The 25,966-nt window shown below is 63.3% G+C and carries 29 protein-coding genes; 16 read left to right on the plus strand and 13 right to left on the minus strand.

The genetic code is table 11. The features are described from left to right. Nucleotides 1-7: 7 nt before the first annotated feature. From SJY40_RS05380 to scpA, 4 genes are all read right to left on the minus strand, one after another. Complete coding sequence (locus tag SJY40_RS05380; protein ID WP_378943576.1) at nt 8-1,297, minus strand: homoserine dehydrogenase; 1,290 nt, start codon at nt 1,295-1,297, stop codon at nt 8-10. A gap of 140 nt (nt 1,298-1,437) precedes the next feature. Continuing rightward, nucleotides 1,438-1,956 (minus strand): hypothetical protein, encoded by a 519-nt coding sequence (locus SJY40_RS05385; RefSeq protein WP_378943578.1) that lies wholly within the window; start codon nt 1,954-1,956, stop codon nt 1,438-1,440. 3 nt (nt 1,957-1,959) lie between these two features. After that, nucleotides 1,960-2,784: a glycosyl transferase gene (locus SJY40_RS05390; protein ID WP_378943580.1), complete on the minus strand. Its 825-nt coding sequence runs from the start codon at nt 2,782-2,784 to the stop codon at nt 1,960-1,962. A 132-nt stretch (nt 2,785-2,916) separates the two neighbouring features. After that, nucleotides 2,917-5,049: a methylmalonyl-CoA mutase gene (scpA, locus tag SJY40_RS05395; RefSeq protein ID WP_378943582.1), complete on the minus strand. Its 2,133-nt coding sequence runs from the start codon at nt 5,047-5,049 to the stop codon at nt 2,917-2,919. A gap of 57 nt (nt 5,050-5,106) precedes the next feature. On the opposite strand from scpA, the gene SJY40_RS05400 reads away from it, so the two are divergent. Continuing rightward, nucleotides 5,107-5,649 carry a DUF4174 domain-containing protein gene (locus SJY40_RS05400; protein WP_378943584.1) on the plus strand — a complete coding sequence of 181 codons (543 nt, stop codon included), beginning with the start codon at nt 5,107-5,109 and terminating at the stop codon, nt 5,647-5,649. A 90-nt stretch (nt 5,650-5,739) separates the two neighbouring features. After that, nucleotides 5,740-5,928 (plus strand): hypothetical protein, encoded by a 189-nt coding sequence (locus tag SJY40_RS05405; protein ID WP_378943586.1) that lies wholly within the window; start codon nt 5,740-5,742, stop codon nt 5,926-5,928. Here SJY40_RS05405 and SJY40_RS05410 read toward each other — a convergent pair. Further along, complete coding sequence (locus tag SJY40_RS05410) at nt 5,894-6,565, minus strand: hypothetical protein (protein ID WP_378943588.1); 672 nt, start codon at nt 6,563-6,565, stop codon at nt 5,894-5,896. The two genes, SJY40_RS05405 and SJY40_RS05410, sit on opposite strands and share 35 nt — an antisense overlap. Before the next feature lie 65 nt (nt 6,566-6,630). Here SJY40_RS05410 and SJY40_RS05415 point away from each other — a divergent pair, with 65 nt between their 5' ends. Next, nucleotides 6,631-7,047, plus strand: coding sequence for a DUF4174 domain-containing protein (locus SJY40_RS05415; protein WP_378943590.1), 417 nt, complete (start codon nt 6,631-6,633; stop codon nt 7,045-7,047). A 76-nt stretch (nt 7,048-7,123) separates the two neighbouring features. Here the strand turns inward: SJY40_RS05415 and SJY40_RS05420 are convergent, their stop codons facing one another. The 6 genes from SJY40_RS05420 to SJY40_RS05445 all read right to left on the minus strand — a co-directional run bounded on the left by SJY40_RS05420 (nt 7,124) and on the right by SJY40_RS05445 (nt 12,330). Then, nucleotides 7,124-9,169 carry an acetyl-CoA carboxylase biotin carboxylase subunit gene (locus SJY40_RS05420; protein WP_378943592.1) on the minus strand — a complete coding sequence of 682 codons (2,046 nt, stop codon included), beginning with the start codon at nt 9,167-9,169 and terminating at the stop codon, nt 7,124-7,126. Between the two features lie 93 nt (nt 9,170-9,262). Beyond that, nucleotides 9,263-9,484, minus strand: a complete 222-nt coding sequence (locus SJY40_RS05425) for a hypothetical protein (RefSeq protein WP_378943594.1) — start codon at nt 9,482-9,484, stop codon at nt 9,263-9,265. 78 nt (nt 9,485-9,562) lie between these two features. Then, nucleotides 9,563-9,802: a hypothetical protein gene (locus SJY40_RS05430; RefSeq protein WP_108501576.1), complete on the minus strand. Its 240-nt coding sequence runs from the start codon at nt 9,800-9,802 to the stop codon at nt 9,563-9,565. 127 nt (nt 9,803-9,929) lie between these two features. Continuing rightward, on the minus strand, nt 9,930-10,346 hold the full coding sequence (locus SJY40_RS05435; protein ID WP_378943597.1) for a hypothetical protein: 417 nt from the start codon (nt 10,344-10,346) through the stop codon (nt 9,930-9,932). Between the two features lie 90 nt (nt 10,347-10,436). Next, nucleotides 10,437-10,592, minus strand: coding sequence for a hypothetical protein (locus SJY40_RS05440; RefSeq protein ID WP_158529972.1), 156 nt, complete (start codon nt 10,590-10,592; stop codon nt 10,437-10,439). A gap of 205 nt (nt 10,593-10,797) precedes the next feature. Next, a complete protein-coding gene (locus tag SJY40_RS05445; RefSeq protein WP_378943599.1) occupies nt 10,798-12,330 on the minus strand; it encodes an acyl-CoA carboxylase subunit beta in 1,533 nt (510 codons plus the stop codon). Nucleotides 12,331-12,496: 166 nt separating this feature from the next. On the opposite strand from SJY40_RS05445, the gene alr reads away from it, so the two are divergent. The 6 genes from alr to SJY40_RS05475 all read left to right on the plus strand — a co-directional run bounded on the left by alr (nt 12,497) and on the right by SJY40_RS05475 (nt 17,633). Continuing rightward, on the plus strand, nt 12,497-13,513 hold the full coding sequence (gene alr / locus SJY40_RS05450; RefSeq protein ID WP_378943601.1) for an alanine racemase: 1,017 nt from the start codon (nt 12,497-12,499) through the stop codon (nt 13,511-13,513). Next, entirely contained in the window at nt 13,510-14,274 is a 765-nt protein-coding gene (locus SJY40_RS05455; RefSeq protein WP_378943603.1) for an MlaE family ABC transporter permease, read from the plus strand. The genes alr and SJY40_RS05455 overlap by 4 nt, the downstream gene beginning before the upstream one ends. Further along, the gene (locus SJY40_RS05460; protein ID WP_378943605.1) at nt 14,271-14,975 is read left to right on the plus strand and encodes an ABC transporter ATP-binding protein; all 705 of its coding nucleotides are present in this window, start codon (nt 14,271-14,273) and stop codon (nt 14,973-14,975) included. The genes SJY40_RS05455 and SJY40_RS05460 overlap by 4 nt, the downstream gene beginning before the upstream one ends. A gap of 153 nt (nt 14,976-15,128) precedes the next feature. After that, nucleotides 15,129-16,205 carry a PhoH family protein gene (locus SJY40_RS05465; RefSeq protein ID WP_378943607.1) on the plus strand — a complete coding sequence of 359 codons (1,077 nt, stop codon included), beginning with the start codon at nt 15,129-15,131 and terminating at the stop codon, nt 16,203-16,205. Then, on the plus strand, nt 16,198-16,692 hold the full coding sequence (gene ybeY / locus SJY40_RS05470) for an rRNA maturation RNase YbeY (protein ID WP_378943609.1): 495 nt from the start codon (nt 16,198-16,200) through the stop codon (nt 16,690-16,692). Before SJY40_RS05465 ends, ybeY begins: the two co-directional genes overlap by 8 nt. After that, the gene (locus SJY40_RS05475; RefSeq protein WP_378943611.1) at nt 16,692-17,633 is read left to right on the plus strand and encodes a hemolysin family protein; all 942 of its coding nucleotides are present in this window, start codon (nt 16,692-16,694) and stop codon (nt 17,631-17,633) included. The genes ybeY and SJY40_RS05475 overlap by 1 nt, the downstream gene beginning before the upstream one ends. Nucleotides 17,634-17,637: 4 nt before the next feature. On the opposite strand, the gene SJY40_RS05480 is transcribed toward SJY40_RS05475, so the two are convergent. Together SJY40_RS05480 and SJY40_RS05485 are read right to left on the minus strand one after the other, a co-directional pair. Beyond that, nucleotides 17,638-18,582 carry an alpha/beta hydrolase gene (locus SJY40_RS05480; RefSeq protein WP_378943613.1) on the minus strand — a complete coding sequence of 315 codons (945 nt, stop codon included), beginning with the start codon at nt 18,580-18,582 and terminating at the stop codon, nt 17,638-17,640. Nucleotides 18,583-18,587: 5 nt separating this feature from the next. Continuing rightward, entirely contained in the window at nt 18,588-18,872 is a 285-nt protein-coding gene (locus tag SJY40_RS05485) for an SCP2 sterol-binding domain-containing protein (RefSeq protein WP_378943615.1), read from the minus strand. 116 nt (nt 18,873-18,988) lie between these two features. Between SJY40_RS05485 and SJY40_RS05490 the strand changes: the two genes are divergently transcribed. From SJY40_RS05490 to SJY40_RS05520, 7 genes are all read left to right on the plus strand, one after another. Then, entirely contained in the window at nt 18,989-19,504 is a 516-nt protein-coding gene (locus SJY40_RS05490) for a tetratricopeptide repeat protein (RefSeq protein ID WP_378943617.1), read from the plus strand. Between the two features lie 9 nt (nt 19,505-19,513). Further along, nucleotides 19,514-22,366 (plus strand): helicase-related protein, encoded by a 2,853-nt coding sequence (locus tag SJY40_RS05495; protein ID WP_378948290.1) that lies wholly within the window; start codon nt 19,514-19,516, stop codon nt 22,364-22,366. A 1-nt stretch (nt 22,367) separates the two neighbouring features. Then, entirely contained in the window at nt 22,368-22,703 is a 336-nt protein-coding gene (locus SJY40_RS05500) for an RNA-binding S4 domain-containing protein (protein ID WP_378943619.1), read from the plus strand. After that, nucleotides 22,700-23,038, plus strand: a complete 339-nt coding sequence (gene fdxA, locus SJY40_RS05505) for a ferredoxin FdxA (RefSeq protein ID WP_378943621.1) — start codon at nt 22,700-22,702, stop codon at nt 23,036-23,038. The genes SJY40_RS05500 and fdxA overlap by 4 nt, the downstream gene beginning before the upstream one ends. 316 nt (nt 23,039-23,354) lie before the next feature. Beyond that, nucleotides 23,355-23,867: a CarD family transcriptional regulator gene (locus SJY40_RS05510; RefSeq protein WP_378943623.1), complete on the plus strand. Its 513-nt coding sequence runs from the start codon at nt 23,355-23,357 to the stop codon at nt 23,865-23,867. Nucleotides 23,868-24,012: 145 nt separating this feature from the next. Further along, nucleotides 24,013-24,930 (plus strand): manganese-dependent inorganic pyrophosphatase, encoded by a 918-nt coding sequence (locus SJY40_RS05515; protein ID WP_378943625.1) that lies wholly within the window; start codon nt 24,013-24,015, stop codon nt 24,928-24,930. Beyond that, on the plus strand, nt 24,930-25,799 hold the full coding sequence (locus SJY40_RS05520; RefSeq protein ID WP_378943627.1) for a TIGR01459 family HAD-type hydrolase: 870 nt from the start codon (nt 24,930-24,932) through the stop codon (nt 25,797-25,799). The genes SJY40_RS05515 and SJY40_RS05520 overlap by 1 nt, the downstream gene beginning before the upstream one ends. The last annotated feature ends 167 nt before the right edge of the window (nt 25,800-25,966 follow it).

The following is a 25,966-nucleotide window of genomic DNA, read 5'->3' on the forward strand; positions in this document are numbered from 1 at the left end:
TTTCGGTTCAGACTTCCTCGATCCGCAGCTCGACCGGATCGCTGACCAGAACGCCGGTCCGGGGCAGGGCTTCGATGGCAAAGTCGATGGCCTCGGGGGTGGTCTTGTGGGTGACCACCAGCACGGGCACGCTGGCCGGCGTATGCTGGCCGTATTGGCGCATCCGGTCGATCGAGATGCCGGCATCGCCCAGAACCGTCGCCACCTTGGCTAGCGCACCGGGTTTGTCCTGCAGTTCCAGCCGGATGTAATAGGCGGCGGGCACGGCAGTCCGCGCGGGCAGGGCGGCCTTCAGGTCGCCCGCAGGCTGGCCGAAGACCGGCAGCCGGACGCCGCGCGCGATTTCCACGATGTCGGACAGCACTGCGCTGGCGGTCGGACCTTCGCCCGCTCCCGCGCCACGCAGCACGATCTGGCCAACGGCATCGCCTTCGATGACCACCATGTTGGTGCCACCGACCAGCTGCCCCAAGGGGCTGTCGGCGGGGACCAGGCAGGGCGACATGCGCTGTTCCAGACCACGCGCGGTCATCTGCGCGATGCCCAGCAGCTTGATCCGGTATCCCATGTCCGAGGCGCGACGGATGTCGTCAATGCTGATCCGCTCGATCCCCTCGATCTCGACATCGGCAAAGCTGACCTGCGTGCCGAAGGCGATCGAGGACAGGATCGCCAGCTTGTGCCCCGCGTCTATACCGCCGACATCAAGGTTCGGATCGGCCTCCAGATAGCCCAGCTGGCGGGCCTCTTCGAAGACGGCCTCATAGGGCAGGCCGGCGCTTTCCATCCGCGTCAGGATATAGTTGCAGGTGCCGTTCATCACGCCCATGACACGGTTGATCTGGTTACCGGCCATGGATTCGGTCATCGTCTTGATGACCGGGATGCCACCGGCAACCGCCGCTTCGAAGCGGATCACCTGACCGGTGCTTTCGGCCAGTTGGGCCAGTTCGTGGCCATGCATCGCCAGCAGCGCCTTGTTGGCGGTGACGACATCCTTGCCGGACCGCAGCGCGGCCTCGATCGTGTCGCGGGCCACGCCCTCATCGCCACCGACCAGTTCGATGAAGACATCGACGTCATCGGCGGTCGCCACGGCCATCGGGTCGGTTTCCCACCGATAGGACGACAGATCCGCATCGCGGTTCTTCATCCGGTCACGGGCCGAAACGGCGGTGATGCAGACCTCTCGGCCGGACCGTTTGGCCAGCAGATCGGCGTGCTTCTGAATGATCTTGACGACACCGATCCCGACGGTGCCAAGCCCGGCGATGCCAAGGCGGAGGGGGGACGACATGAGTGCCTCTCGTCTTTGATTTCGCGGGTGTTAGCCTGTGGCGGCCCGATCTGCAACGCGTGAAACGGGCCGGGGGGCGGATCACGCCGGATCAGGGCCGCAAGACGCGCCGAAAATGTCACGGTCGTCGGCTGGCTGCCTCAGGGCGTGACATCCGCCATGCCGGCCCATTGGCCCTCGATGCCGGTGGCGCGCATGATGCGTACGACACGGCGGGCCGCCGACAGCGTATCGTCACGGATCGCGGCGACGTCTTCTGCGGACATATCGTCGGGATGGCGTTCGCCGCGCGTGTTGATGAAGGTCGGATGCCACATGCCCGGCCGCTCGCCCGGCCGCCACGAGGCATGGCATAGCAGGTTCCGCAGCACCCGCAACCGTCGCAGGTCGCGGGCCAGCACGTCCAGATCCTCGGCCCCCTTGGCCGAGGCGACGAAGCTGTCGATCAGCGTGCCAAGGGTATCATCGGCGATATCTTCCATCCGCTGCAGCCACGCCTGCAACGCGGCCTCGCTGGCGTCCTGACCAAGACCCTTGCGCGTCAGGGAGAAGATCGCACGTTTCAACGCCTCCTCCAGAAAGCCGAAGGCGGCGACGGCGTGACCGATGGCCAGCGCCATATCGTCGGGCAGGCGATCGGGGGCACGCGGCAGGCCCATCGGTCATTCCCGCCACAGCTTGTCGACCCATGTCGTCGGACGGACATAATGGCGGACATGCTTCAGAAAACTTTCACGGCGGTCAGGCGCGAAGGCCGCCTTCAGGTGCTGACCGGGGGTGCGGATCGGGTCGGCCTCGTCCCACCGGCCCGCGATGGCATCGGGCGGGTTCAGGTTGCCGGGGAACATCACGATGCGCGTGCCCTTGGGAATGCGTGGTTCGCGCAGATAGTTCATCGGAAAGTTCGGGATGCAGTGGAACCGGAAATGCGCCAGCCAGCCCTTGGGCCAGAACTTGACGCCGCCCGGCGCATTGCGGGTCACGAAGCGCTGTTCGTATTTGTACTGATCGGCGATGCCCTGCGGATCGGCGCGGAAGATCTGCTGCAGCGGCGCAAGATTGCCCACCGTCATCCGATAGACGGATGTCTGCCCCATCTTCTCCAATGGAGTGTTCGGGTTGCGGCCCAGGACGGTGTCGTTCGGATCACCGAATTCGAAGAAGGGGTCCAGATTGCCCGTGACGATCACGTCCAGATCCAGAAACAGCACCACTCCCTTTACATCGCCCAGATCCCCCCATAGCCGCGACTTGGGCCATTTGCCCTTGGTCCGCACAGGGGCATCATAGGCGAACTCGGGCAGCGGTCTGACGGCAACATCGGGATGCAGCCCCGTGCCGTCATCGGTAAAGCAGAACAACCGGAAGGGCGGCGTGATGTTTCGCGCCACCATGGCATGCAGCCGGTTCACGTATTCCGGCCCGAACTTCGCGCCCCATTTGATGCAGATGATCTGCTTGATTGCCCCGTTGCGTCCGTCGCTCATGTCAGGTCCTTGCCATTGCTTCCCCAAGGTTTCACACGACCGCGCCCAAGACAACGCCTGCCGATGGCATAAGCGCGTGATTGCGCAGGGGGTCCGGGGGGTGCGAAGCCCCCCGGCCATCGCGGGACGCAATCAGGGGCGGGTGGCGCGGATCAGCTTCAGGATATCGGCCGCGGCCGAGGGGATGTTGGTTCCCGGCCCGAAGATCGCCTTGACCCCCGCTTTTTGCAGGAACTCGTAATCCTGCTGAGGGATGACCCCGCCGCAGATGACCAGGATGTCGCCCGCACCCTGCGCCTTTAGCGCCTCGATCAGCTTCGGGGCCAGTGTCTTGTGGCCCGCCGCCTGCGAACTGATGCCCACGACATGCACGTCGTTGTCCACGGCATCCTGCGCGGCTTCCTCGGGGGTCTGGAACAGCGGGCCGACGTTAACGTCGAAGCCGATGTCGGCAAAGGCTGTGGCGATGACCTTGGCGCCGCGGTCGTGACCGTCCTGACCCATCTTGACGACCAGCATGCGGGGGCGGCGGCCTTCCTCCTCGGCGAAGGTCTCGACGTCGCGCTGGATCTGGGCAAAGCCCTCGTCGCCTTCATAGGCCGCACCATAGACCCCGGCCAGCGTCTTCACCTCGGCGCGGTGACGCCCGAATTCGTCTTCCATGGCCATGCTGATCTCTCCGACGGTTGCACGGGCGCGGGCAGCCTCGACGGCAGCCTCCAGCAGGTTGCCGCCTTCACGGGCGCGGCGCGAGAGTTCGGCCAGCGCCGCATCGCAGGCGGATTGGTCGCGGGTGGCGCGGATATCGGCCAGTCGCGCCACTTGGGACGCGCGGACCTTGACGTTGTCCACGTCCAGAATGTCGATCGGGTCTTCCTTGTCCTTGCGGTACTTGTTGACGCCGACGATCACATCCTCGCCCCGGTCGATCAGAGCCTGTCGGCGGGCGGCGGTTTCCTCGATGCGCAGCTTGGGCATGCCGCTGGCGACGGCCTTGGTCATGCCGCCCATCTCTTCGACCTCTTCGATCAGGGCCCAGGCCTTTTCGGCCAGCTCGGCGGTCAGGCTTTCGATGTAATAGCTGCCCGCCAGCGGATCGACGACATTGGTGATGCCGGTTTCCTCCTGCAGGATCAACTGGGTGTTGCGGGCGATCCGGGCGCTGAAATCGGTGGGCAAGGCAATCGCCTCGTCCAGCGCGTTGGTGTGCAGAGACTGCGTGCCACCAAGGGCCGCTGACATCGCCTCATATGCAGTGCGGACCACGTTGTTATAGGGGTCCTGTTCCTGCAAGCTGACGCCCGAGGTCTGGCAATGCGTCCGCAACATCAGGCTGCCGGGTTTCTTGGCGCCGAATTCGGTCATGATCCTGTGCCACAGCAGACGCGCGGCGCGCAGCTTGGCGATCTCCATGAAGAAGTTCATGCCGATGGCAAAAAAGAACGACAGCCGCCCCGCGAAGGCATCGACATCCATCCCCGCATCAATCGCCGCCCGCACGTATTCGCGCCCGTCGGCCAGGGTATAGGCCAGCTCTTGTACCAGGTTCGCCCCGGCCTCCTGCATGTGATAGCCGGAAATCGAGATGCTGTTGAAACGCGGCATCTGCGTGCTGGTATATTCGATGATGTCGCTGATGATCCGCATGCTGGGTTCGGGCGGATAGATATAGGTGTTTCGCACCATGAACTCTTTCAGGATGTCGTTCTGGATGGTGCCCGATAGGACCGCGCGGTTGTGACCCTGTTCCTCGCCCGTCACGATGAAGCTGGCCAGAATTGGAATGACGGCGCCGTTCATGGTCATCGACACCGACACCTTGTCCAGCGGGATGCCGTCGAACAGGATCTTCATGTCCTCGACGCTGTCGATGGCGACGCCTGCCTTGCCGACGTCGCCCTCGACCCGCGGATGGTCGCTGTCATAGCCGCGATGGGTGGCCAGATCGAAGGCCACCGAAACGCCCTGCTGGCCCGCATCCAGCGCCCGGCGATAGAAGGCGTTGGATTCCTCGGCCGTGGAAAAGCCCGCATACTGGCGGATCGTCCACGGGCGGCCTGCATACATTGTCGCACGCGGACCACGGGTAAAGGGCGCGATGCCGGGCAGGGTGCCCAGATGGTCCAGACCTTGCACATCGTCCTGCGTATACAGCGGCTTGACGGGAATGCCCTCCAGCGTATCCCAGGTCAGGTCGTCGGGATCACGACCTTTCAGTTCCTTCTGGGCAAGGGTCCGCCAGTCCTGAAGCGTGGGTTTTGTCATGATCCATCCTTTCCCGCGGCCCGTTCCACCCTATATTCATAGGAAGACGAGGTGCCGATGAAGTTGAAATTCCTGTTTTTCGTGATGGCCCTGTCGGCCATGGGTCCCGGGCGCGATGCGCCGCCGCCCGACGTCCCGGACCCCGAAACCGCCGCTCGACCTAATCCGGCGCGCCTGCCGCCTATCGCGCAAACCAGCGTCGAGCCGAAGGATCCCGCCAGGATCACCCCGCCCGAGGTCAGCTTCCTGTCCGCCAGCGACACGGCCCCCGATGACTTCCTGTGGAACAGCCGCCCCATCGTGGTCTTTGCCGACACCGAGGGCGATCCGGCGTTCATCGAACAGGTCGAGGCCTTGCGGCGCGGGGCGGCGGCGCTGGCCGTGCGTGACGCGGTGGTGATCCTTGACGCCGATCCCGCAGCCGACAGCATCTGGCGGCGCAGCTTGCATCCGCGGGGGTTTTCGCTGGTGCTGATCGACAAGGACGGGCAGATCAAGATCCGCAGGCCATCGCCTTGGGACGTGCGCGAGATCGGTCGCGCCATCGACCGCCTGCCTTTGCGCCGGCAAGAGATCGGGCGGGGCAGCGTGCTGCGATAAGCAGGCGCAGGAAACTTGTGGAAATGCGGCGCGTTTCTTATATCATAAGGCAACAGTCGCGGATCATTCGCGCCAAGCAGGGGGTCTATCATGGCAGAACCACGCAAGGACCGTTCCACCCAGACCGTCGCCAAGACGCAGGCCGCGCCTGAGCGCCGTCCCGAACAGACCGCCCGCCCCGAGGTCAAGAAGCCCGTGCTGAGCCGTGCCAATGAAATCGTACGTGCCATCGGGTTGCGTCCCATCACCGGCCTCTCGGGTCCGAAGATTGGTTACTGACCGCGTCCAGACGACCGCGCATCTGCAACAGCTCGTCGGGCAATTGACGGGCCAGCTGGGCCAAGGCCTCGGCCTCATCTGCATCAAGCATCTGTTCGACAGCATCCGGCCCGCCCCGCAGGCATTCGGTCAGAACGCGAATGGCCTGAATGCCGCAGTCGCGGGTTTCGGCCATCAGCGACAGGTAATCCCCCATCATTTGCGCCGCCCGTTCGCCGTCCCGACGCGCGATCCGCCGCAGATCGCCCGCCAAGGCGCCCATAATCGACAACAGCCGGTAGTAGAGCACGATCGGATCGATCACCGGCGCGGGCAGGATATGCAATTCGCTGATGACGGCGGCGAAGATACGGTCGTTCGCCTGCTGCGACAGGGTCGGGACGAAATCGCCTGACCGGATGCGGGCGATCAGCGTCTCTGCGTCGCTGGCCGAGGGGGTCTGCTGTTCCAGCGACACCACATGCGCGCGAATCTCGGCCAGCAGGGCGCGTTGGATGTCGGCCTCGCGTTCGCGACGCAGGCGGGCATCGCGACGCCGGGTCTGGGCGGCCACCACAAGCCAACCGAAAGACAGAAACAACCCGGCGATGACCGCCTGCTGAGATTGCGGGCTGAGATAGGCGTCAAGCGGCGGCATCGCAACCTCGGCGGGAACTGTTGCACGGACTGGGGCGTCCTATCTGCGAGCCATAGGAGAATTCGATGCGACAGGCCTGCCTTACCGCGCTGCTTCTGGCGTCCGCCCCCGTGATGTCCCCTGCCGATACCATGCGCAGCGGCGCCATGACCCTGCGGATCACGCCGATCCAGACCGGAACCTTGGACGACCTGAGATGGAAGGCCCGCCCTGTCGTCGTTCTTGGCGACGGCCCCGAAGTCGAAGCGCAACTGGACGCCCTGCGCACCGAAACACCCGCCCTGGTCGAACGCGAGGTCGTGGTCCTGACCGAAGGTCCCGGTGCGGCCGATCTGCGCGACCGCGTCGGTACCGATTTTGCCGTTTTGCTGATCGGCAAGGATGGCAGTGTGAAGCTGTCGCAGACCACGCTGGTCGATCCCGCGCAGGTCATCAGCCTGATCGACAGCATGCCCATGCGCCAGCGCGAGGCCGACGGGTAACGCCCCGCATCACCGCCCCGCGCCGCACCTGACGGTGTTTCCGGCGCAAGGGGCGGGCAGGATGCGGGGGCGTCGATCATTCGAACTCCATGATGATATCGTCAACCCGCAGGCTTTCACCGGGGGCGGCATTGACGGATTTCACCACGCCTTTGCGTTCGGCGCGCAGGATGTTTTCCATCTTCATCGCCTCGACGGTGGCAAGGGGCTGACCCTCTTGCACCTCGTCGCCCGGAGCGGCGTTGATCTTGACGACCAGACCCGGCATCGGACACAGCAGGAACTTAGATGTGTCCGCCGCCTGCTTTTCCGGCATCAACCGCGCCAGCTCGGCGGCCTTGGGGCGTCGGACATAAACCTTCATGTCGGCCCCGCGGCTGCGAATGCGGAAACCTGCCGCGATCTTTTCAACCTTCAGGACCAGCCGCTGGCCTTCCACCTCCAGTTGCGCCAGCGACTTGCCGGGACGCCAATCGCTCTCGATGCGGATGCGGCGGTCGTTGATGTGGACATCGGCACCATCACTGTCGGCGACGATCCTGACCGGCCATTCCTGACCCGCAGCAAAGGCCACCCAGTTTTCGCCCACGCGACGTTCGTGGTTGCCAAGCCGTCCGCTGATACGCGTGTCGCGGATTTCGGACACGCGGTGCATGGCGGCGGCGGCGGCGGCGATACGTTCCAGCGCATCCGCATCCAATTGCGCACCTTGGAAGCCGTCGGGGTATTCTTCGGCAATGAAGGCGGTGGTGATCTTGCCCGATGCGAACTTGGGGTGATCCATCACGGCGGACAGGAAGGGCAGATTGTGGCCTATGCCTTCGACCTCGAATTCGTCCAGTGCGACGCGCATCGCCTGAATTGCTTCGGGACGGGTAGGGGCCCAGGTGCACAGCTTGGCGATCATCGGGTCATAGAACATGCTGATCTCGCCGCCCTCGTAAACGCCGGTATCGTTGCGCACGGCAGTTTCGCCATGCGCCGTGCCCTGTGCCAGCCATTTGCCACTGGTGACCATCGGACCGGCGGCGATTTCGGCGGGCGGGCGGTAACGGGTCAGTCGCCCGATCGAGGGCAGGAAGTTGCGGTAAGGGTCTTCGGCATAAAGCCGGCTTTCCATCGCCCAACCGTTGATCTTCAGATCCGACTGTTCGAAGGGCAGCGGATCACCGGCAGCAACGCGGATCATCTGCTCGACCAGATCGACGCCGGTGATCAGCTCGGTCACCGGATGTTCGACCTGAAGGCGCGTGTTCATCTCAAGGAAATAGAAATTCCGGTCGCCATCCACGATGAATTCGACCGTGCCTGCGCTGGTGTAATCGACGGCCTTGGCAAGGGCCACGGCCTGTTCGCCCATCGCGCGGCGGGTTTCGGCATCAAGGAAGGGCGAGGGTGCCTCTTCGATGACCTTCTGATTGCGCCGCTGGATCGAACATTCGCGTTCGTGCAGATAGACGGCGTTGCCATGGGTGTCGGCCAGAACCTGAATCTCGATGTGGCGGGGCTGGGTGACGAATTTCTCGATGAAGATGCGGTCGTCGCCAAAGCTGTTGGCCGCTTCTGATTTGGAGCTTTCGAACCCTTCGCGGGCCTCATCGGCATTCCAAGCAATGCGCATGCCCTTGCCACCACCACCGGCGCTGGCCTTGATCATCACCGGATAGCCGATCTGGTCGCTGATCTTCGCCGCTTCTTCGGCATCCTCGATCAGGCCCATGTATCCGGGGACGGTGCTGACGCCAGCCTCCTGCGCCAGTTTCTTCGAGGTGATCTTGTCGCCCATCGATTCGATCGCCCCCGACGGCGGGCCGATGAAGGCGACGCCCTCGGCCTCCAGTGCCTCGGCGAACTTGCGGTTTTCCGACAGGAAGCCGTATCCGGGGTGCACGGCCTCGGCGCCCGATTGCCGCACGGCGTCCATAATCTTGTCGATCACGATATAGGACTGGTTGGCGGGCGCGGGGCCGATATGGATCGCCTCATCCGCCATCTTGACGTGCAGCGCATTGCGGTCGGCGTCCGAATAGACCGCGACCGTGGCGATGCCCATCTTGCGGGCGGTCTTGATGACACGGCATGCGATTTCGCCCCGGTTGGCGATCAGGATTTTCTTGAACATTGGCTCCTCCCAGGACGGAACATGAAAAAGCCGCCCAAAGCATCGCTTTGGACGGCCATCGATACGGATCGCGCTTGCGCGCCGATCAGGTTCTTATTGGCAAAGACGAACGTCGTTGCACAGCGCGCCGCCGGCCGCGCCGATGGCAGCAGCCTTGTAGATGTCGCTTTCCTTGCGACCGCCGACCTTGGCGATCGTGGCGCCGGCAGCGGCGCCGATGGCCGCACGATCAACGTCGGTCGGCTGGATGTTCTGGGTGCAACCAGCCAGCGCAAGAGCGCCGAGGACGGCAGCAACGGCAAATGTCTTGGACATATGTCAGATCCTGTCTTGAAAGTGGCAGGGACGAAACGCCGTCCCGGCCCAATTGGTTCGCCCCGAGGGGCAAATGGATCAGTAGCGGCGCTGGCAGACGCCTGCGTCGTCGCAAAGCGCGCCGGCTGCACCACCAAGTGCCGCACCGGTCGCGATGTCTTCGTCAAGCGCCTTGGCGATGACGGCACCGGCAACTGCACCGCCAGCGGCGCGCTGTGCGTCCGGCGACAGGCCGGTCTGCATGTTGGGGTCGCAAGCGGCCAGACCCAGAACCAGAGCCGAGATGCCACCAAGGCGGATGATGAGGGATTTTTGCATGTTAGACTGCCTGTCTTGAGAGGCCGTGTACCGGCCGGTTGTGGATTGTTGACGGTTATCGCACACTGAACCGCGACGTCAAACTGACATGCGTGTGACTTCAACAGGTTCAGCGCCAATTCGCCCATCAGACGTCGTTCCCGTCCTCGTCCATATCGTCCCAGTCCATGTCGTCCCAATCGAATTCGGGCGGACTGTCCTTGGCGAAAAGCTCGGGGAAGGATGCTTCGGCGACTGCCATGTTGACCTGCAGCAGTTGGTCGTAATCGGCGGGATCGAATTCGCCCACCGCCTTGACCTCGCGGCCGATCAGCCAGCCAAGACGACCGGCGTCCAGATTGCCGCGTTCGAAGGGCTGGTCACCGAAATTGGCGATCAATGCGGACAGGAATGCCGCGTCGGCGCGCTTGTCCGGCGGACGGCGGTCGCGGAAACGTTCGCGCATGGTGATGGGGGTGGCACCTTTCTTGCGGTTTTCCCGCCGAATGGTGAACTGATAGTCTGAGCCGGGAAGACGCCCCGGAAAGCCGCGATGCTTCAGCATGGCTTGGCCCCTTTGCTGTGATGCACGGGGGCGGCGGTCGCTGCGCGCGGGCAGGCCGCCCGCCCGCGCACGATTGTCGGACGGTGCGTCTTAGCCGAATTTGCCCTGATAGACAGGCTCGGTCGTGACGGGGTTGACCATCGGCGCTGCGGGCGCGGTCGGCACATAGACGTCTGCGGGCTGCTGACGCTGGCATGCGGCGAATGCGGAAACCAGCACCAGGCCGAGGATGATTTTTTTGGACATGGAGAAACGCTCCTGTGATGGGGACGCGGTGGCGTCCTTCTGCTCGGGTTACAGTCGGCTTGTTCGATGGCCGACTTGCGCGCGATGATACAATCGCGCCTCCGCTTCAGACAGGCATCCCTGATGGCCCCCCGCACAAGCGGGGCACCCTGTGGCCTTGCTGCATCATTCACGCAGTTGTGCATCGGCGTTTCTTCCCCGGCGGTTACAGCGGAATGTTGTCGTGCTTTTTCCACGGGTTCTGCAGCCGCTTGCCGCGCAGGCTGGCAAAAGCCCGTGCCACGCGGCGGCGGGTGGACCGTGGCTGGATCACCTCGTCGATGAAGCCCTTTTCGGCGGCGACGAAGGGATTGGCGAAGCGGTCCTCGTAATCCTTGGTGCGGGCCGCGATTTTTTCTGGCTGGTCCAACTCGCTGCGATAGAGGATCTCGACCGCACCTTTGGCACCCATCACGGCGATTTCCGCCGTGGGCCAGGCATAGTTGAAATCGCCGCGCAGATGCTTGGACGACATCACGTCATAGGCGCCGCCATAGGCCTTGCGGGTGATGACCGTGACCTTGGGCACGGTCGCCTCGCCATAGGCGAACAGCAGTTTCGCGCCATGCTTGATGACGCCGCCATATTCCTGACTGGTGCCCGGCAAAAAGCCCGGAACATCGACCAGCGTCAAAATCGGGATCTCGAAGGCGTCGCAGAAGCGCACGAAACGCGCCGCCTTGCGGCTGCTGTCGATATCCAGACAGCCGGCCAGGACCATCGGCTGGTTGGCGACGACGCCGACGGTCTGCCCTTCGATGCGGATAAAACCGATCAGGATATTGGCGGCGAAATCCTTCTGGATCTCGTAGAAATCGCCCTCGTCCGCGACCTTGGCGATCAGCTCTTTCATGTCATAGGGCTGGTTCGGGTTGTCGGGGATCAGCGTGTCCAGGCTGGGCTCGATCCGTGCAGGATCGTCGAAGAACGGGCGGGTCGGCGCGCGTTCGCGGTTGTTCAGCGGCAGGAAATCGAACAGCCGCCTGATCTCGGCCAGCGCTTCGACGTCATCTTCGAAGGCCCCATCCGCGACCGAGGATTTCTTGGTGTGGGTCGATGCGCCGCCCAGCTGTTCGGCGGTCACCACTTCGTTCGTGACGGTCTTGACCACATCCGGGCCGGTCACGAACATATAGGACGTGTCCTTCACCATGAAGATAAAGTCGGTCATCGCGGGCGAATAGACCGCGCCGCCCGCACATGGTCCCATGATGACGCTGATCTGCGGCACCACGCCGGATGCCATGACGTTGCGCTGGAACACCTCGGCATAGCCCGCAAGGCTGGCGACACCTTCCTGGATACGCGCGCCGCCCGAATCGTTCAGCCCGATGACGGGGGCGCCGTTCTGCATGGCCATATCCATGATCTTGCAGATCTTCTGGGCATGGGTTTCCGACAGGCTGCCACCGAAGACGGTGAAATCCTGGCTATAGACATAGACCATGCGCCCGTTGATCGTGCCCCAACCCGTGACCACGCCGTCACCATAAGGGCGGTCGGCCTCCATCCCGAAATCGGTGCTGCGATGGGCGACGAACATGTCGAATTCCTCGAAGCTGTCCTCGTTGACCAGCAGCTCGATCCGTTCGCGTGCCGTCAGTTTTCCCCGACCATGCTGGGCATCGATGCGCCGCTGTCCGCCACCCAGACGGGCCTCGCTGCGGCGGCGCTCAAGCTCTTGCAGAATGTCGGTCATGGAAGCCCCCTTGATGTCATCCCGCCACGCTAGCTGGTGATGCAGATGCAGCAAAGAAAAATCGGGAACATTTGCAAACGTCGCGAAAAAGCCGCGTCGCAAACTGCAAAATTGCGAATGACTGGCGGGTCTTGACCTTGGGGCGGTGCAGAGGCAATCCAGCGGCATGGGTTTGCAGATCGACATCTCGGCCATCATGGCCAATTACAGCGCACTTGCGGCGAAAGCCCCCGGTGCGCGGGCGGCAGCGGTGGTCAAGGCCGATGCTTATGGTTTGGGCGCCACGCGGATCGCGCCGGTCTTGTATCAGGCGGGGGCGCGCGATTTCTTCGTGGCGCTGGCTGCGGAAGGTCAGGCCATCCGCCCGCTGCTGCCCGCGGATGCGACCATTAACGTCCTGTCGGGCTATATGGTGGGCGAGGATCTGACCGGGCTTGTTCCTGTCCTGAACAGCCCCGAACAATTCTTCCGCGACCGCACCATGCGCCCCGGTCAGCCCTTTGCCATCCAGTTGGACAGCGGCATGAACCGCCTTGGCATGGAGGCTGCCGAATGGGCCGCCATCCGCACCGAGGTGCTGGCCGCCGGTCCGGCCTTCATCATGTCGCATCTGGCTTGTGCCGACGAACCCGATCATCCCGCCAATGCGGCCCAACTGGCGGCCTTCCGCGCCATGACCGATGGTTGCAATGTTCCGCGTTCGCTGGCGGCGACGGGCGGCATCCTTTTGGGGCCCGATTATCACTTTGACATGGTCCGCGCGGGGATCGGCATGTACGGCGGCATGCCCTATGCCGAGGCGCAACAGGCCGTCACCTTGTCGCCCCGCGTCATCCAGACCCGCGATGTCAAAGCCGGAGAGACTGTCGGCTATGGCGCCTCGTGGCGTGCCGAACGCGACTGCCGGATCGCCACGGTCGATGCGGGCTATGCAGATGGCATCCTGCGGGCGCTGTCCGGCACGGGCGCGCAGATGTATGCGGGCGATGTGGCCTGCCCGATCGTGGGGCGGGTCTCGATGGACCTGATCACGGTTGACGTGACGGCGCTGAAGGTCGTGCCGCCGACGCTGGACCTGATCTGCGCCAACCAACCCATCGACCGTCTGGCCGATCTGGCCGGAACCATCGGATACGAGATCCTGACCTCGCTGCGCCAACGCTATCAGCGGACCTATCCGTGACCCCCATCAGGTCGCTTGGCCGCGCCGCGCTGCGTGTGACGCACGGCATCGGGGCGGTCGCGATCTTTGCCGGGCGGGGTCTTGGCGGCCTGCGGCCCTTTCCGACGCGGGCGCTTGGGACACAGCTGCTGCAGATCGGCTGGCTGTCCTTGCCGGTCGTCGGGCTGACCGCGCTGTTCACCGGCGCGGCACTGGCCCTGCAGATCCATTCCGGCGGCGAACGGTTTCAGGCGGGCGACGTGGTCCCTGCCATCGTTGCCATCGGCATGGTGCGCGAATTGGGGCCGGTGCTGGGCGGACTGATGGTGGCGGCCCGCGTCGCCAGCAGCATCGCCGCCGAGATCGGCACCATGCGCGTCACTGAACAGATCGACGCGCTGGTGACGTTGTCCACCGACCCGATCCGCTGGCTGGTCACGCCGCGCCTTTGGGCCGCGATCCTGTCGTTGCCGGTGCTGGTGGCCGTGGGCGATATCATCGGCATCATGGGGGGATGGCTGGTGGGCACGGGATCGCTAGGGTTCAATTCGGCGACTTATATCGCCAACAGCTGGGCGTATCTCGAGGCGTGGGACATCGGCTCGGGCCTGATCAAGGGGGCGGTCTTCGGGCTGATCGTGGCGCTGTCGGGATGTTGGTTCGGCATGAATTCATCCCGCGGAGCGGCGGGCGTCGGGCGGGCGACCACGCAGGCCGTCGTCGCAGCAGCGGTCGGCATTCTGGCCGCGAATTTCGCGCTGACGGGGCTGTTCTTCAAATGATCGCGCTGCGGGACCTGCATAAATCCTTTGGCTCCAAGCAGGTGCTGGCGGGGGTGGACCTGCAGGTGGGGCAGGGCGAAAGTCTTTGCGTCATCGGTCAGTCCGGCACCGGAAAATCCGTGCTGCTGAAATGCATCTTGGGGCTGGTTCAGCCTGACCGGGGGCAGGTCACATGGCATGGCAAGCCGATGGACCGTGCAGGCTTCATGGCGGGCTTTGGCATGTTGTTCCAAGGTGCGGCGCTGTTCGACAGCCTGTCCGTATGGCAGAACGTCGCCTTTCGCCTGCGCCAGCGGATGTCCGACGCCAAGGCCCGTCCCATCGCACTGGACAAGCTGGCACGCGTCGGCTTGGGTCCCGAGACCGCCGATCTGATGCCCGCGCAGCTGTCGGGGGGAATGGCCAAGCGGGTGGGGCTGGCACGTGCCATTGCCGACGACCCTTCGGTCATCTTCTTCGACGAGCCCACCACGGGACTTGACCCGATCCGCGCCCGCGCGATCAACGCGCTGATCCGCGACATTGTCACCCAGACCGGGGCCACAGCGATCACCATCACCCACGACATGGACTCGGTGCGGGCCATCGGCGACCGGGTGGCGCTGCTGCAGGCGGAGCGGATCGTTCATGACGGTCCGGTCGCTACCATGTCGGGCGCGCCGGAATTGGCTGATTTTTTGGGCGACGGGGTGGCGAAATAGGCCAAGGATGCCAATATCGGATGCAACTTTTGTGCGATTGCAGAAGTTCTGCCGGAATTGTCGGCACAACCGCCGCAGATGCCGCCAACATCGGCTTGTGCGAATCCCCGTGGCTTGCCACCATGACAACAGATGCCTGAGCAGGAGAAACATTTGGGTCTTTCCCCAACGCCCCCCGTCGCCACCCCTCCGGCAGAAACCCTGCTGGAGTTTCCTGACAACCGGCTGCTGATCGATCTGTGCGGTGCCAACGACACCCATCTGGCGCGGATCGAGGAAGCCTTGGGCGTGCACATCCTGCGCCGTGGCAACCAGATTGCCATCGTCGGTGGCCCCGAGGCCCAGTCCGAGGCCGCGCAGTTGCTGAACGGCCTCTATGCGCGCCTTGAACAGCATCGCCCCGTCACACCCGCCGAAGTCGAAGCCGCCCTACGCATGGGTGTCGAACCCGCAAGCGAGGTGACCCGCGACGAACAGCTTGAGATGTTCGCGCAGGGCAATTTCGAATTGCGCACCCGCAAGAAATCGGTCGAGCCGCGCACCGACGCGCAGAAGGCCTATGTCCGGTCGCTGTTCCAGAACGAACTGGCCTTCGGCATCGGACCTGCGGGTACCGGCAAGACCTATCTAGCGGTTGCCGTCGGCGTGACCATGCTGATTCAGGGCGAGGTTGACAAGATCATCCTGTCGCGTCCTGCGGTCGAGGCGGGCGAACGGCTTGGCTTCCTTCCCGGCGACATGAAGGAAAAAGTCGATCCCTACATGCAGCCGCTCTATGATGCGCTGAACGATTTCCTTCCCGGCAAGCAGATGCAGAAGCTGATGGAGGAAAAGCGGATCGAGATCGCGCCGCTGGCCTTCATGCGCGGGCGCACGCTGTCACGCGCCTTCGTGGTGCTGGACGAGGCACAGAACGCCAGCAGCATGCAGATGAAGATGTTCCTGACCCGTCTTGGCGAAGGATCGCGCATGGTCATCACCGGCGACCGCACGCAGATCGACCTGCCGCGCGGGATGCAGTCGGGTCTGGTGGATGCCGAGAAGGTGCTGAAGGACGTCAAGGGCATCAGCTTTAGCTATTTCACCGCCGATGACGTCGTGCGCCACCCGCTTGTCGCGCGCATCATCAAGGCGTATGACGCCGAGGAAATCGCGGCAGTGGCCCGCGGCCAGACAGAGGAAGCGCGCGGGCAATATGTTCCGCGCCGTGCAATGCGAAGCGATGGCTGACGAAATAACGGTCGATTGCGTCATCGAAGACGACAGATGGCAGGCCGCCGACCTTGAAGGGTTGGCGGCCACTGCCGTTGCCGCGACCCTCGAATGGGTGGCAACCGGCGGAGAGGTCGTGGTCATGGGCTGCGACGACATCCGCATCGCGGCACTGAACGCGGATTTCCGGGGTAAGCCCAAGGCCACGAATGTGCTGTCCTGGCCGTCGGAAGATCCCGAACCCCACGCCCCCGGCGAACGCCCCATGCTGCCTGAAGACGAGGAACTGGGCGACATCGCGATCGCCTATGACACCTGCGTCGCCGAGGCGCAGGCGCAGGGCAAACCCTTTGCCGATCACGTGACCCATCTGCTGGTGCATGCAACGCTGCACCTTCTGGGCTATGATCATCTGAACGATCCGGATGCCGAACTGATGGAGGCATCCGAGCGCGCAATCCTTGCGACGCTGGACATTCCAGACCCCTATCGGGAGACAGACTGATGAATTCGGAAGCTCGATTACCTGACTATTCCAACGACGACACGCCGGCCCATATGGTTGACATGTCCGAGGACGAAGAGCGCGAAAGTCCCAATCGCGGTTTCTTCGGTCGGGTGTTCCACGCACTGACCAATTCCGAATCTCAGGATGACGAAAACCAGGCATCCGAAGACCGGCATTCCGGTAAGCCGGGGCTGGTCAACCTGCGCCGGATGCGCGTTGACGACGTCGCCATCCCCAAGGTCGAGATCATCGCCGCCCCCGCTAACATCACCCTTCCCGATCTGGTCGAGATGTTCCGCGAACACGGCTTTTCCCGCATTCCGGTCTTTCGAGGCACTTTGGACAGTCCGCTTGGCCTGATCCACCTGAAGGATCTGGCGCTGAAGCACGGCTTTGGGGAGGGCGGCAAGTTCACCCTGCGCCCGATGCTGCGTCCTTTGCTTTACGTTCCGCCATCGATGCCCATCGGCGTGCTGTTGCAGCAGATGCAGCAGAAGCGGACGCATATGGCGCTGGTCATCGATGAATACGGCGGCGTGGACGGGCTGGTCACCATCGAAGACCTGATCGAACAGGTCATCGGAGAGATCGAGGACGAACATGACGAGGTCGAAGGCGGTCTCTGGGTGCGCGAAAAACCCGGCCAGTGGTTCATTCAGGCCCGCGCGAGCCTGTCCGACATCGAAGAGGAAACCGGCCTGCATCTGCTGGACGCCGAGGTCGACGAAGAGGTCGATACCCTTGGCGGCTTGATCTTCATGCTGGCCGGACGCGTCCCACTGCGGGGCGAAGTGATCAGCCACCCGTCCGGCGCGGAGTTCGAAGTGGTCGAGGCCGATCCCCGTCGTCTAAAGCGTATTCGTCTGCGCATGCCTAGTGTCGGTACGCCATCGGACCGTCCCGTGGCGCAGCAGACCCAACCTGACCGCGAAGACTGACCTGTCAGCTGGCCCGGAACCGGGCCAGCATCGCCGCCAGAAAACGGTCGCGGCGTTCGGGGGTTTCTGCCATGATCTCGTGCCGTGATCCGTCGATTTCAAACAGACGACCTTTGGGCCATCTTGCGGCACGGTCGCGGATGGCTTGGGCCGAGACGACCTTTTCATCGGACCCCAATGCGACCAGCATCGGCAGATCGGGCGATGTGATGCGCGACAGGCGTGAGCATTCGTTCAGCGCCTGACTGACCCAGTCGAAACTGGCGCCGCCGATGGTCAGCTGCGGCCAGTTCACGGCCTCTCGCATCAGGCGGGCCCATTCGTTGACATTGCCGGTCAGCAGGTTGTTGTTGAAGCTTTCTTCCAGCGCATAGGTCGCCGTTGCGCCGCCGCTGCCGGGGGCCACGACACCGCCACGTCCGATGCGCCCCGCCAGATAGGCGATGCCAAGCGCCGCACCGTGCTGGAACCGCCGCAGGCTGATGCCCCACATCGGGGCGGAGAACACCGCGCTTTGCACCGGCAGCCCGTTGTCCAGTGCCGCTAGCCCGATGCAGCCGCCCATCGAATGGGCCAGCAGATGCCAGGGCTGCGGCAGCTTGATCCGCTCGGCTGCGACGACCATTTCGATCACGTCGCGCTGATAGTCTGAAAATTCGGTGATATGGCCCGGACGGGGATCGTCCTGCAGCCGTTCGGACATGCCCTGTCCACGCCAGTCGATGGCGATGACGGCATAGCCTTCGTCCGTCAGACGGCGCGCGATGCGGGCGTATTTTTCGACGTATTCGGTGCGGCCGGGGAACAGCAGGACCGTCCCGCATGCGTTGTCGTCTGGCGGTTGCCACAGGGCAAGCCGCAGGCGCCTGCCATCATCGGCCGTGACGAAAAAGGCGCTGGCAGGCGCCAGATCGTCGTCAGCAAGCTGATGGAATGGCGCCTGCTGCATATGGTTCAGGACAGCTTCTGACCCAACTGCATGGCGACGCCCATCGAGCCATCGACCTTCAGCTTGCCGGTCATGAAGGCGGTGGCGGGGTTGATGTCGCCGTTCAGGATGCCTTCGAACGTTTCGCGGCTGGCGGTCAGGGTCACTTCGGACTCTTCGTCGCCGGCATGCACGCCGTTTTCGTCGATCATGATCGCGCCTTCGTCCTCGATCACGAATTTCGCGGTCGAATTGAAGCTGTCGATCTTTTCGCTCAGCTTTTTGACGGCCCCGTTCACAACATCGCTCATTTTGTACCTCATAGTGCGCTTTGGCTGGCACCCTGCCTGCTGGCCGGGTTACACCTTATCATATGAAGGCGTCCTGTCAGGTTTTCCATACTGCCGTCACGGCATTGCGATGCAAGGTGCTGACGATTTTCATCGTTATTGCCGCGACGCTGCCTGCGATGGCGCAGGACGATGCTTTTTCACGGCTGGCCAACCCCGAGGGCGAGGGCTGGCGGATTGCCGAAAGCGACATCCTGCGGGACTGGTCGAAATCGGGCTCGGCCGCGATGGACCTGCTGTTGAAACGGGGCGAGGATGCACTGGACATGGGCGACATTCCCGCGGCCATCGGGCATCTGACGGCGCTGACCGATCATGCGCCCGATTTCGCCAGCGGCTTTCACGCAAGGGCGGCGGCCTATTCGGCGGCGGGTGAATTCGGTCCCGCCTTGGCCGATCTGGCGCGCACGCTGGAATTGCAGCCGCGCCAGTTCCAGGCGCTGACCCAGTTGGGCAGCTTGCTGGAGGACATGGGCGACGATGAACGCGCCCTGACCGCCTTTCGGCAAAGCCTGAAGATCCACCCCCACCAGCAAGAGGCAATTGATGGCGTCGCACGTCTGGAACGCAAGGCACTTGGTACCGATATCTAGGCAATGAACATGATGACGCGCGGACGGGTCACCGCAATCCTGGGCCCCACGAACACCGGCAAGACGCATGAGGCAATCTCGCGGATGCTGGGACATCGCACTGGCGTCATCGGGCTGCCGCTGCGCCTGCTGGCACGCGAGGTCTATGACCGCATCGTCAAGGCGCGCGGTCCTTCGGTCGTGGCGCTGGTCACGGGCGAGGAACGCATCGTTCCCGATCGGGTGCAATATTGGGTCGCCACGACCGAGGCGATGCCCGACATCGCCGCCGACTTCGTGGCCATCGACGAAATCCAGCTCTGCGCCGATCCGGGGCGCGGGCATGTCTTTACCGACCGCCTGCTGAACATGCGCGGCAGCAAGGAGACGCTGCTGCTGGGCAGTTCCACCATGCGGCCCGCGATTGCGGCGCTTATCCCGGATGTGCATTTCGTCCAGCGCCCACGCATGTCCCAGCTGTCCTGGGCGGGGTCCAAGAAACTGTCGCGCATGCCCGCCCGCAGCGCGATCGTCGGCTTCAGCGTCGATGACGTCTATGCGATGGCCGAACTGATCCGCCGCCAGAAGGGCGGCTGTGCGGTCGTCATGGGCGCGCTGTCGCCCCGCACCCGCAATGCCCAGGTCGAGATGTATCAGAACGGCGAGGTCGATTACCTTGTCGCCACCGACGCCATCGGCATGGGCCTGAACCTTGACATCAAGCATGTCGCCTTCAGCGCCACGCATAAATTCGACGGACGCCGCGTGCGCCCGCTGTTCCCGCATGAAATGGGCCAGATCGCCGGACGGGCAGGGCGTCACACCGAATCCGGCACCTTCGGCGTGACGGGCGAGGCCGAGCCGCTGGACGAAGGCTTGGTCGATGCACTGGAAAACCACCGTTTTGCCCCGATCAGCCGCCTGACATGGCGCAATGGTCGGCTGGAGTTCGGCACCATGGACCGCCTGGTCGAGAGCCTCGAGGCGGCCTCGGGGCAGGAACTACTGGGGCGCGGCCGCGAGGCTGACGACGTCGCCACGCTGAAGATCCTGCGCGAACTGCCTGAAATCAAGGATCGCGTGCGCGGCGGCAAGGACGTCAAACTGCTGTGGGACGTCTGCCGCGTGCCTGATTTCCGCGGTATTTCGCAGATGGAGCATGCAACGCTGCTGGCGCAAATCTTCGGCTTTCTGCAAGATGGCACCATCCCGGCGGATTGGCTGGACCGGTCCATCAAGCGGATCGACAAGACGCATGGGGATATCGACGCCATATCGAAACGGCTGGCGTATATCCGCACCTGGACCTATGTCGCGCAAAGAACCGGGTGGGTTCAGGACGAAAAGCATTGGCGCGGGGAAACGCGCGCTGTAGAAGACCGCCTGTCAGACGCGTTGCACGCGGCGCTGACCCAACGATTTGTGGACCGGCGCACATCCGTGTTGATGCGGCGGCTCAAGCAGAAGGAGAGCCTTGTGGCCGAAGTGAACGACAAGGGCGAAGTGACGGTCGAGGGCGAATTCGCCGGCCGTCTTGAAGGATTCCGTTTCCGCCCCGACCAGACCGCCTCGGCGGACGAGGCCAAGATGCTGAATCGCGCCGGCTACGAGGCATTGCGCCCCGAATTCCACCTGCGGGCGGACCGTTTCTATAACGCGCCCGACACCGAGATGGACTTTACCGAACAGGGCGGCCTGATGTGGGGCGACCAGGCGATCGGCAAGCTGGTCGCGGGGTCTGACCCCCTGCATCCCGGCGTGCATGCCTTTGTCGACGAAGAGGCCGGCACCGAGATCTCGGAAAAGGTCACGCGTCGTCTGCAGCATTTCATCGACCGCAAGGTTGCCGCCGCCTTCGAGCCCCTGCTGGGCCTGCAGAAGGACGAGACCCTGACCGGTCTGGCCCGCGGTTTTGCCTTCCGCATGGTCGAGGCGCTTGGCGTCCTGCCGCGTGATGGTGTCGCCACCGAGGTCAAGGAACTGGATCAGGAATCCCGTGGCGCCCTGCGCAAGCATGGCATCCGTTTCGGCCAGTTCACCATCTTCATGCCCGCGCTGCTGAAGCCCGCGCCGACGCGTCTGCGTCTGGTTCTGTGGTCGCTGTCGCAAGGGCTGAACGAATTCCCCGAAAGCCCGCCCCCCGGTCTGGTCACGATCCCGCATATCAGCGATCTGCCGACCGAGGTTTATACGCTGTCGGGCTATCGTCCGGCGGGCGAACGCGCGATCCGCATCGACATGCTGGAGCGTCTGGCAGACCTGCTGCGTGCACAGGACACGCGCGGCGGCTTCGAGGCCAATCCCGACATGCTGTCGATCACCGGCATGACGCTGGAGCAGTTCTCGGGGCTGATGCAGGGTCTGGGCTATTCCGCCGACAAGGGCGAGCGTCCCAAGGTCAAGGCCGTCGAGGCCCCGGTCGTGACGCCCGCCCCCGAAGGCGACGCCTCGGCTGCGCCCATGACCGAGGAAGAATTGGTTCTGGCCGCCGAAACGCGCGCCAAATGGGAAGCCGAGCACCCCGCCGCGCCGGTGGTTGAGGAAACCGAAACCCCCGCCGAGGATATCGCCCCGCCGGAAACCGAGGTGTTCTATACCTTCAAATGGGCCCCCAAGCCGCGCGGCAACCGCCGTCCGCAAGGGGATCGTCCGCAGGGTGACCGCGCCGAGCGTCCGCAGGGCAACCGTGGTCCGCGCCGCGAAGGTAGCAAGAATGCCGCCCCGCAGGGCGAACGTCGCGAACGTCAGGGCAAGCCCGGCGGTCCCAAGAAAGGCGGCAAGCCGTCGAATGCCGGACCCAAGACCTTCTCCTCGCGTCCCGAAAAGAAGGCCGACCCCGACAGCCCCTTCGCCATCCTGGCGGCGCTGAAGGATAAATCCTGACGTGACCGAAGCGGCTGCGGTACTGCGGCTGGATAAATGGCTGTTCTTCGCGCGGTTCTTCAAGACCCGCGGCCTGGCTGCCGACCGCATCGAAGCGGGCGGCATCCGGGTGAACGGCCAGCCCTGCCGCAAGCCCGGAAAGACGGTGCGCATCGGTGACAAGCTGCGCATCTCGGCCTATCAGCAGATCCGCAACGTGACGGTCGTCGATTTCGCCGACCGTCGCGGACCTGCTTCGGAAGCAAGCCTGATGTATCTGGACGATGACGATGGGTTGATTGATCCCTCGGATGGGTCTAGTGACATCGCGAACCTCAAGACAAGAGTGCCCAGATGACCTATGTCGTGACCGACAACTGCATCATGTGCAAATATACCGACTGCGTCGAAGTCTGCCCCGTGGATTGCTTCTACGAAGGTGAGAATACGCTGGTCATTCATCCTGACGAATGCATCGATTGCGGCGTCTGCGAACCCGAATGCCCTGCCGATGCAATCCGTGCCGACACCGAGCCGGACATGGAAAAATGGGTCGAGTTCAACCGCAAGTATTCCGAGCAATGGCCCGTGATTACCCAGAAGAAAGATCCCTTGCCGACGGCCACCGAAATGGATGGCCAGGAGGGCAAGCTGGACAAGTTCTTCTCGGAAGCGCCGGGTGCGGGCGACTGACATGATTCGGGCGGGCAGGGTGCAGATCCGCCCGCACTGACATGCAAGCCATTGCCGTGACGGGGGAATGCCGCGTCACGGTCACTTTCGGCAATCTGCATGCGACCGCTTTTTTCGGCGTCATTTTTATGTTATATATGATCTAGACGTGCTTCTGGCGAAAGTCAGGGGCGCTTTCGGGTTTACGCCCGATGCTGCCGTTCTCTGCATCCTCTGCCGGGTCAGAGCCATAGACAAAACCGAACGGGTCGAAGGTGGCGACAGCCTCCTGCGGGCCCTTGTGTCCGTCCCGAGGACACCACCATAAGGAAGCCAGATGTCGAAATCCAAGAAGAACGAGTTCCGCCCCGATGACTTCGTCGTTTACCCCGCCCATGGTGTGGGCCGGATCGTATCGATCGACGAGCAAGAGGTTGCCGGTCTCAAGCTTGAGATGTTCGTCATTTCGTTCGACAAGGACAAGATGACCCTGCGCGTACCGACCGCCCGTGCCACGGAAATCGGCATGCGCAGCCTGTTAACGCCGGATCTGATCGACCGCGCGCTGGAAACGCTGAAGGGCAAGGCCCGCGTCAAGCGTGCGATGTGGTCACGCCGTGCGCAGGAATACGAACAGAAGATCAACTCGGGCGATCTGATGGCAATTGCCGAGGTGGTTCGTGATCTGCATCGTAGCGATGACCAGCGCGAACAATCCTATTCCGAGCGTCAGCTGTACGAAGCCGCGCTGGACCGACTGACCCGTGAAGTCGCCGCCGTGATCGGTATTGACGAGGGCGGTGCGCAAAAGCGCGTCGAAGAGGTTCTGACCTCGCGCGTTGCTGCCTGAAGGCCGACTGACAATCCGACAGAAGGGCGTTCCGCGGGACGCCCTTCTGTCATGAAAAAGCCGTTGTTCCAAACGTGGACAACGCTTTTCGACCCGCCTATAACCCCGGCGATAAACCCACCCTGAAGAACGATCGAGGCGTATGATGATCAAGGTATTCGGCCACACTTCCCCCGACACGGATTCCACCGGCTCGCCCATCATCTGGGCATGGTATCTGAACGAAGTCCGCAAGACCCCCGCCGTGGCGGTCCTGCAGGGCGAACCCAATACCGAAGCCGCATGGATGCTGACCCGCTGGAATCTGGCCAAGCCGGAAATCATCGCGGATGTCGCGGCCGGTGACAAATGCGTTATCGTCAACACCAACAACCCGGCCGAACTGCCCGCTTCGCTGGCCGAAGCCGATGTGATCGAGATCATTGACCACCATCTGCTGGCTGGCGGCATCAAGACCCGTGCGCCGATCAATATCACCATCCGCCCGCTGGCCTGCACCGCCACCATCATGCACGACCTGATCGGCGACGACATGGCGCGCGCGCCCGAAGGTGTCAAAGGCGCGATGCTGACCTGCATCCTGTCGGACACGCTGGAATTCCGCAGCCCGACCACCACCGCGCATGACCGTGCCGTTGCCGAAAAGCTGGCCGCCGATCTGGGCGTGAACATCACCGAATTCGCCGCCGAGATGTTTGCCGCGAAGTCGGACGTCAGCGCCTTTGGCGATGATGCGCTGCTGCGGATGGACAGCAAGGAATACGAACTGGGCGGCAAGAAGCTGCGCGTCTCGGTTCTGGAAACGACCGCTCCGCAGGTTCTGCTGGACCGCAAGGCCGCGCTGATGGCTGCAATGCCGGGAGTTGCTGCCGCCGATGGTGCCGATGAGGTGCTGCTGTTCATCGTCGACATCCTGCGCGAAGAGGCAACCCTTCTGGTGCCCAACGACTTCGTCAAGCAAGTCGCGGAACGCAGCTTTGCCGCAACTGTCACTGGCGATACTGTCGTTCTGCCGGGCGTCATGAGCCGCAAGAAGCAGATCATCCCGGTCCTGGCCGTCTGATGACCCGCATCCTCCAGTCGCTGGCCGAGATCTCGGCCAGCTATGACGCGCTGTTCTGCGATCTCTGGGGTTGTTTGCATAACGGCAAGCAGCCCTATCCCGCGGCGGTCGCGGCCCTGCAGGCGTTTCGGGCCCAAGGCGGCAAAGTCTGCCTGATGACCAATGCACCTCGTCCGAAACAATATGTCGTCGCCCAGCTCGACCGCATGGGCGTTCCGCGCGATGCCTGGGATCTGGTCGTCAGCTCGGGTGATGCGGCGCAGGATGCGATGTTCGAAGGCGCCGTAGGCCGTAAGCTGTGGCACATCGGGCAGGCGAAGGATGACGGCTTCTTCACCGATATTACGCAAGCCCACGTCGGCAGCCCCGCGATCATGCGCGTGCCGCTGGCCGAGGCCGAGGGTATCGTCGCCTCGGGGCCATTCGACGAAGAAACCGAAACCCCCGAAGATTATCGTGACCGTTTCCAAGACGCGATCGACCGCGGGCTGGTGATGCTCTGCGCCAATCCCGATCTGGTCGTGGACATGGGCGAGACGCGCATCTATTGCGCCGGTGCCTTGGCCGAATTCTATGAAAGCATGGGCGGCAAGGCGCTGTATTATGGCAAGCCCCACGCCCCGATCTATGATCGGGCGCGCCAACTGATGGGTCTTGGGCCTGATGCACGCTGTCTGGCTGTTGGTGACGGGATCGACACCGACATTCTGGGCGCGATGCAGCAGGGAATCAACTCGATCTTCGTGACGGGTGGTCTGGCGGCGGATGCTTTCGGCAGCGACGTTGAAAACCCGGACGCTGACAAACTGCGGGACTGGCTCGGGGCACGTGATCGTACGCCTGCCTATGCGATAGGGCGCCTGCGCTGATCTGCGCGACATAAGACCGAAAGGCCCGCCATTGTGCGGGCTTTTTGATGCGACGGCCCTAAAGAAATATAATTCCGACTAAAGTATCAATAGCGACACTTTATTGCTTTATGATCATTTTTCTGCTATGCAGCATGTACCAAGATGCAGCGGCAGGCGAATGGATC

Origin of the sequence: Paracoccus sp. R86501 (assembly GCF_042466435.1) — a bacterium.
Lineage (GTDB): Bacteria > Pseudomonadota > Alphaproteobacteria > Rhodobacterales > Rhodobacteraceae > Paracoccus.

Coding starts and splice junctions, on each gene's coding strand:
- SJY40_RS05420 (WP_378943592.1), bottom strand. CDS start 9,169: ATGTTCAAGAAAATCCTGATCGCCAACCGGGGCGAAATCGCATGCCGT.
- SJY40_RS05405 (WP_378943586.1), top strand. CDS start 5,740: ATGGCAGAACCACGCAAGGACCGTTCCACCCAGACCGTCGCCAAGACG.
- fdxA (WP_378943621.1), top strand. CDS start 22,700: ATGACCTATGTCGTGACCGACAACTGCATCATGTGCAAATATACCGAC.
- SJY40_RS05495 (WP_378948290.1), top strand. CDS start 19,514: ATGATGACGCGCGGACGGGTCACCGCAATCCTGGGCCCCACGAACACC.
- SJY40_RS05485 (WP_378943615.1), bottom strand. CDS start 18,872: ATGAGCGATGTTGTGAACGGGGCCGTCAAAAAGCTGAGCGAAAAGATC.
- SJY40_RS05425 (WP_378943594.1), bottom strand. CDS start 9,484: ATGTCCAAGACATTTGCCGTTGCTGCCGTCCTCGGCGCTCTTGCGCTG.
- SJY40_RS05390 (WP_378943580.1), bottom strand. CDS start 2,784: ATGAGCGACGGACGCAACGGGGCAATCAAGCAGATCATCTGCATCAAA.
- SJY40_RS05515 (WP_378943625.1), top strand. CDS start 24,013: ATGATCAAGGTATTCGGCCACACTTCCCCCGACACGGATTCCACCGGC.
- SJY40_RS05475 (WP_378943611.1), top strand. CDS start 16,692: ATGAATTCGGAAGCTCGATTACCTGACTATTCCAACGACGACACGCCG.
- SJY40_RS05520 (WP_378943627.1), top strand. CDS start 24,930: ATGACCCGCATCCTCCAGTCGCTGGCCGAGATCTCGGCCAGCTATGAC.
- SJY40_RS05440 (WP_158529972.1), bottom strand. CDS start 10,592: ATGTCCAAAAAAATCATCCTCGGCCTGGTGCTGGTTTCCGCATTCGCC.
- SJY40_RS05445 (WP_378943599.1), bottom strand. CDS start 12,330: ATGACCGACATTCTGCAAGAGCTTGAGCGCCGCCGCAGCGAGGCCCGT.
- SJY40_RS05480 (WP_378943613.1), bottom strand. CDS start 18,582: ATGCAGCAGGCGCCATTCCATCAGCTTGCTGACGACGATCTGGCGCCT.
- SJY40_RS05430 (WP_108501576.1), bottom strand. CDS start 9,802: ATGCAAAAATCCCTCATCATCCGCCTTGGTGGCATCTCGGCTCTGGTT.
- scpA (WP_378943582.1), bottom strand. CDS start 5,049: ATGACAAAACCCACGCTTCAGGACTGGCGGACCCTTGCCCAGAAGGAA.
- alr (WP_378943601.1), top strand. CDS start 12,497: ATGGGTTTGCAGATCGACATCTCGGCCATCATGGCCAATTACAGCGCA.
- ybeY (WP_378943609.1), top strand. CDS start 16,198: ATGGCTGACGAAATAACGGTCGATTGCGTCATCGAAGACGACAGATGG.
- SJY40_RS05460 (WP_378943605.1), top strand. CDS start 14,271: ATGATCGCGCTGCGGGACCTGCATAAATCCTTTGGCTCCAAGCAGGTG.
- SJY40_RS05400 (WP_378943584.1), top strand. CDS start 5,107: ATGAAGTTGAAATTCCTGTTTTTCGTGATGGCCCTGTCGGCCATGGGT.
- SJY40_RS05410 (WP_378943588.1), bottom strand. CDS start 6,565: ATGCCGCCGCTTGACGCCTATCTCAGCCCGCAATCTCAGCAGGCGGTC.
- SJY40_RS05415 (WP_378943590.1), top strand. CDS start 6,631: ATGCGACAGGCCTGCCTTACCGCGCTGCTTCTGGCGTCCGCCCCCGTG.
- SJY40_RS05510 (WP_378943623.1), top strand. CDS start 23,355: ATGTCGAAATCCAAGAAGAACGAGTTCCGCCCCGATGACTTCGTCGTT.
- SJY40_RS05435 (WP_378943597.1), bottom strand. CDS start 10,346: ATGCTGAAGCATCGCGGCTTTCCGGGGCGTCTTCCCGGCTCAGACTAT.
- SJY40_RS05385 (WP_378943578.1), bottom strand. CDS start 1,956: ATGGGCCTGCCGCGTGCCCCCGATCGCCTGCCCGACGATATGGCGCTG.
- SJY40_RS05380 (WP_378943576.1), bottom strand. CDS start 1,297: ATGTCGTCCCCCCTCCGCCTTGGCATCGCCGGGCTTGGCACCGTCGGG.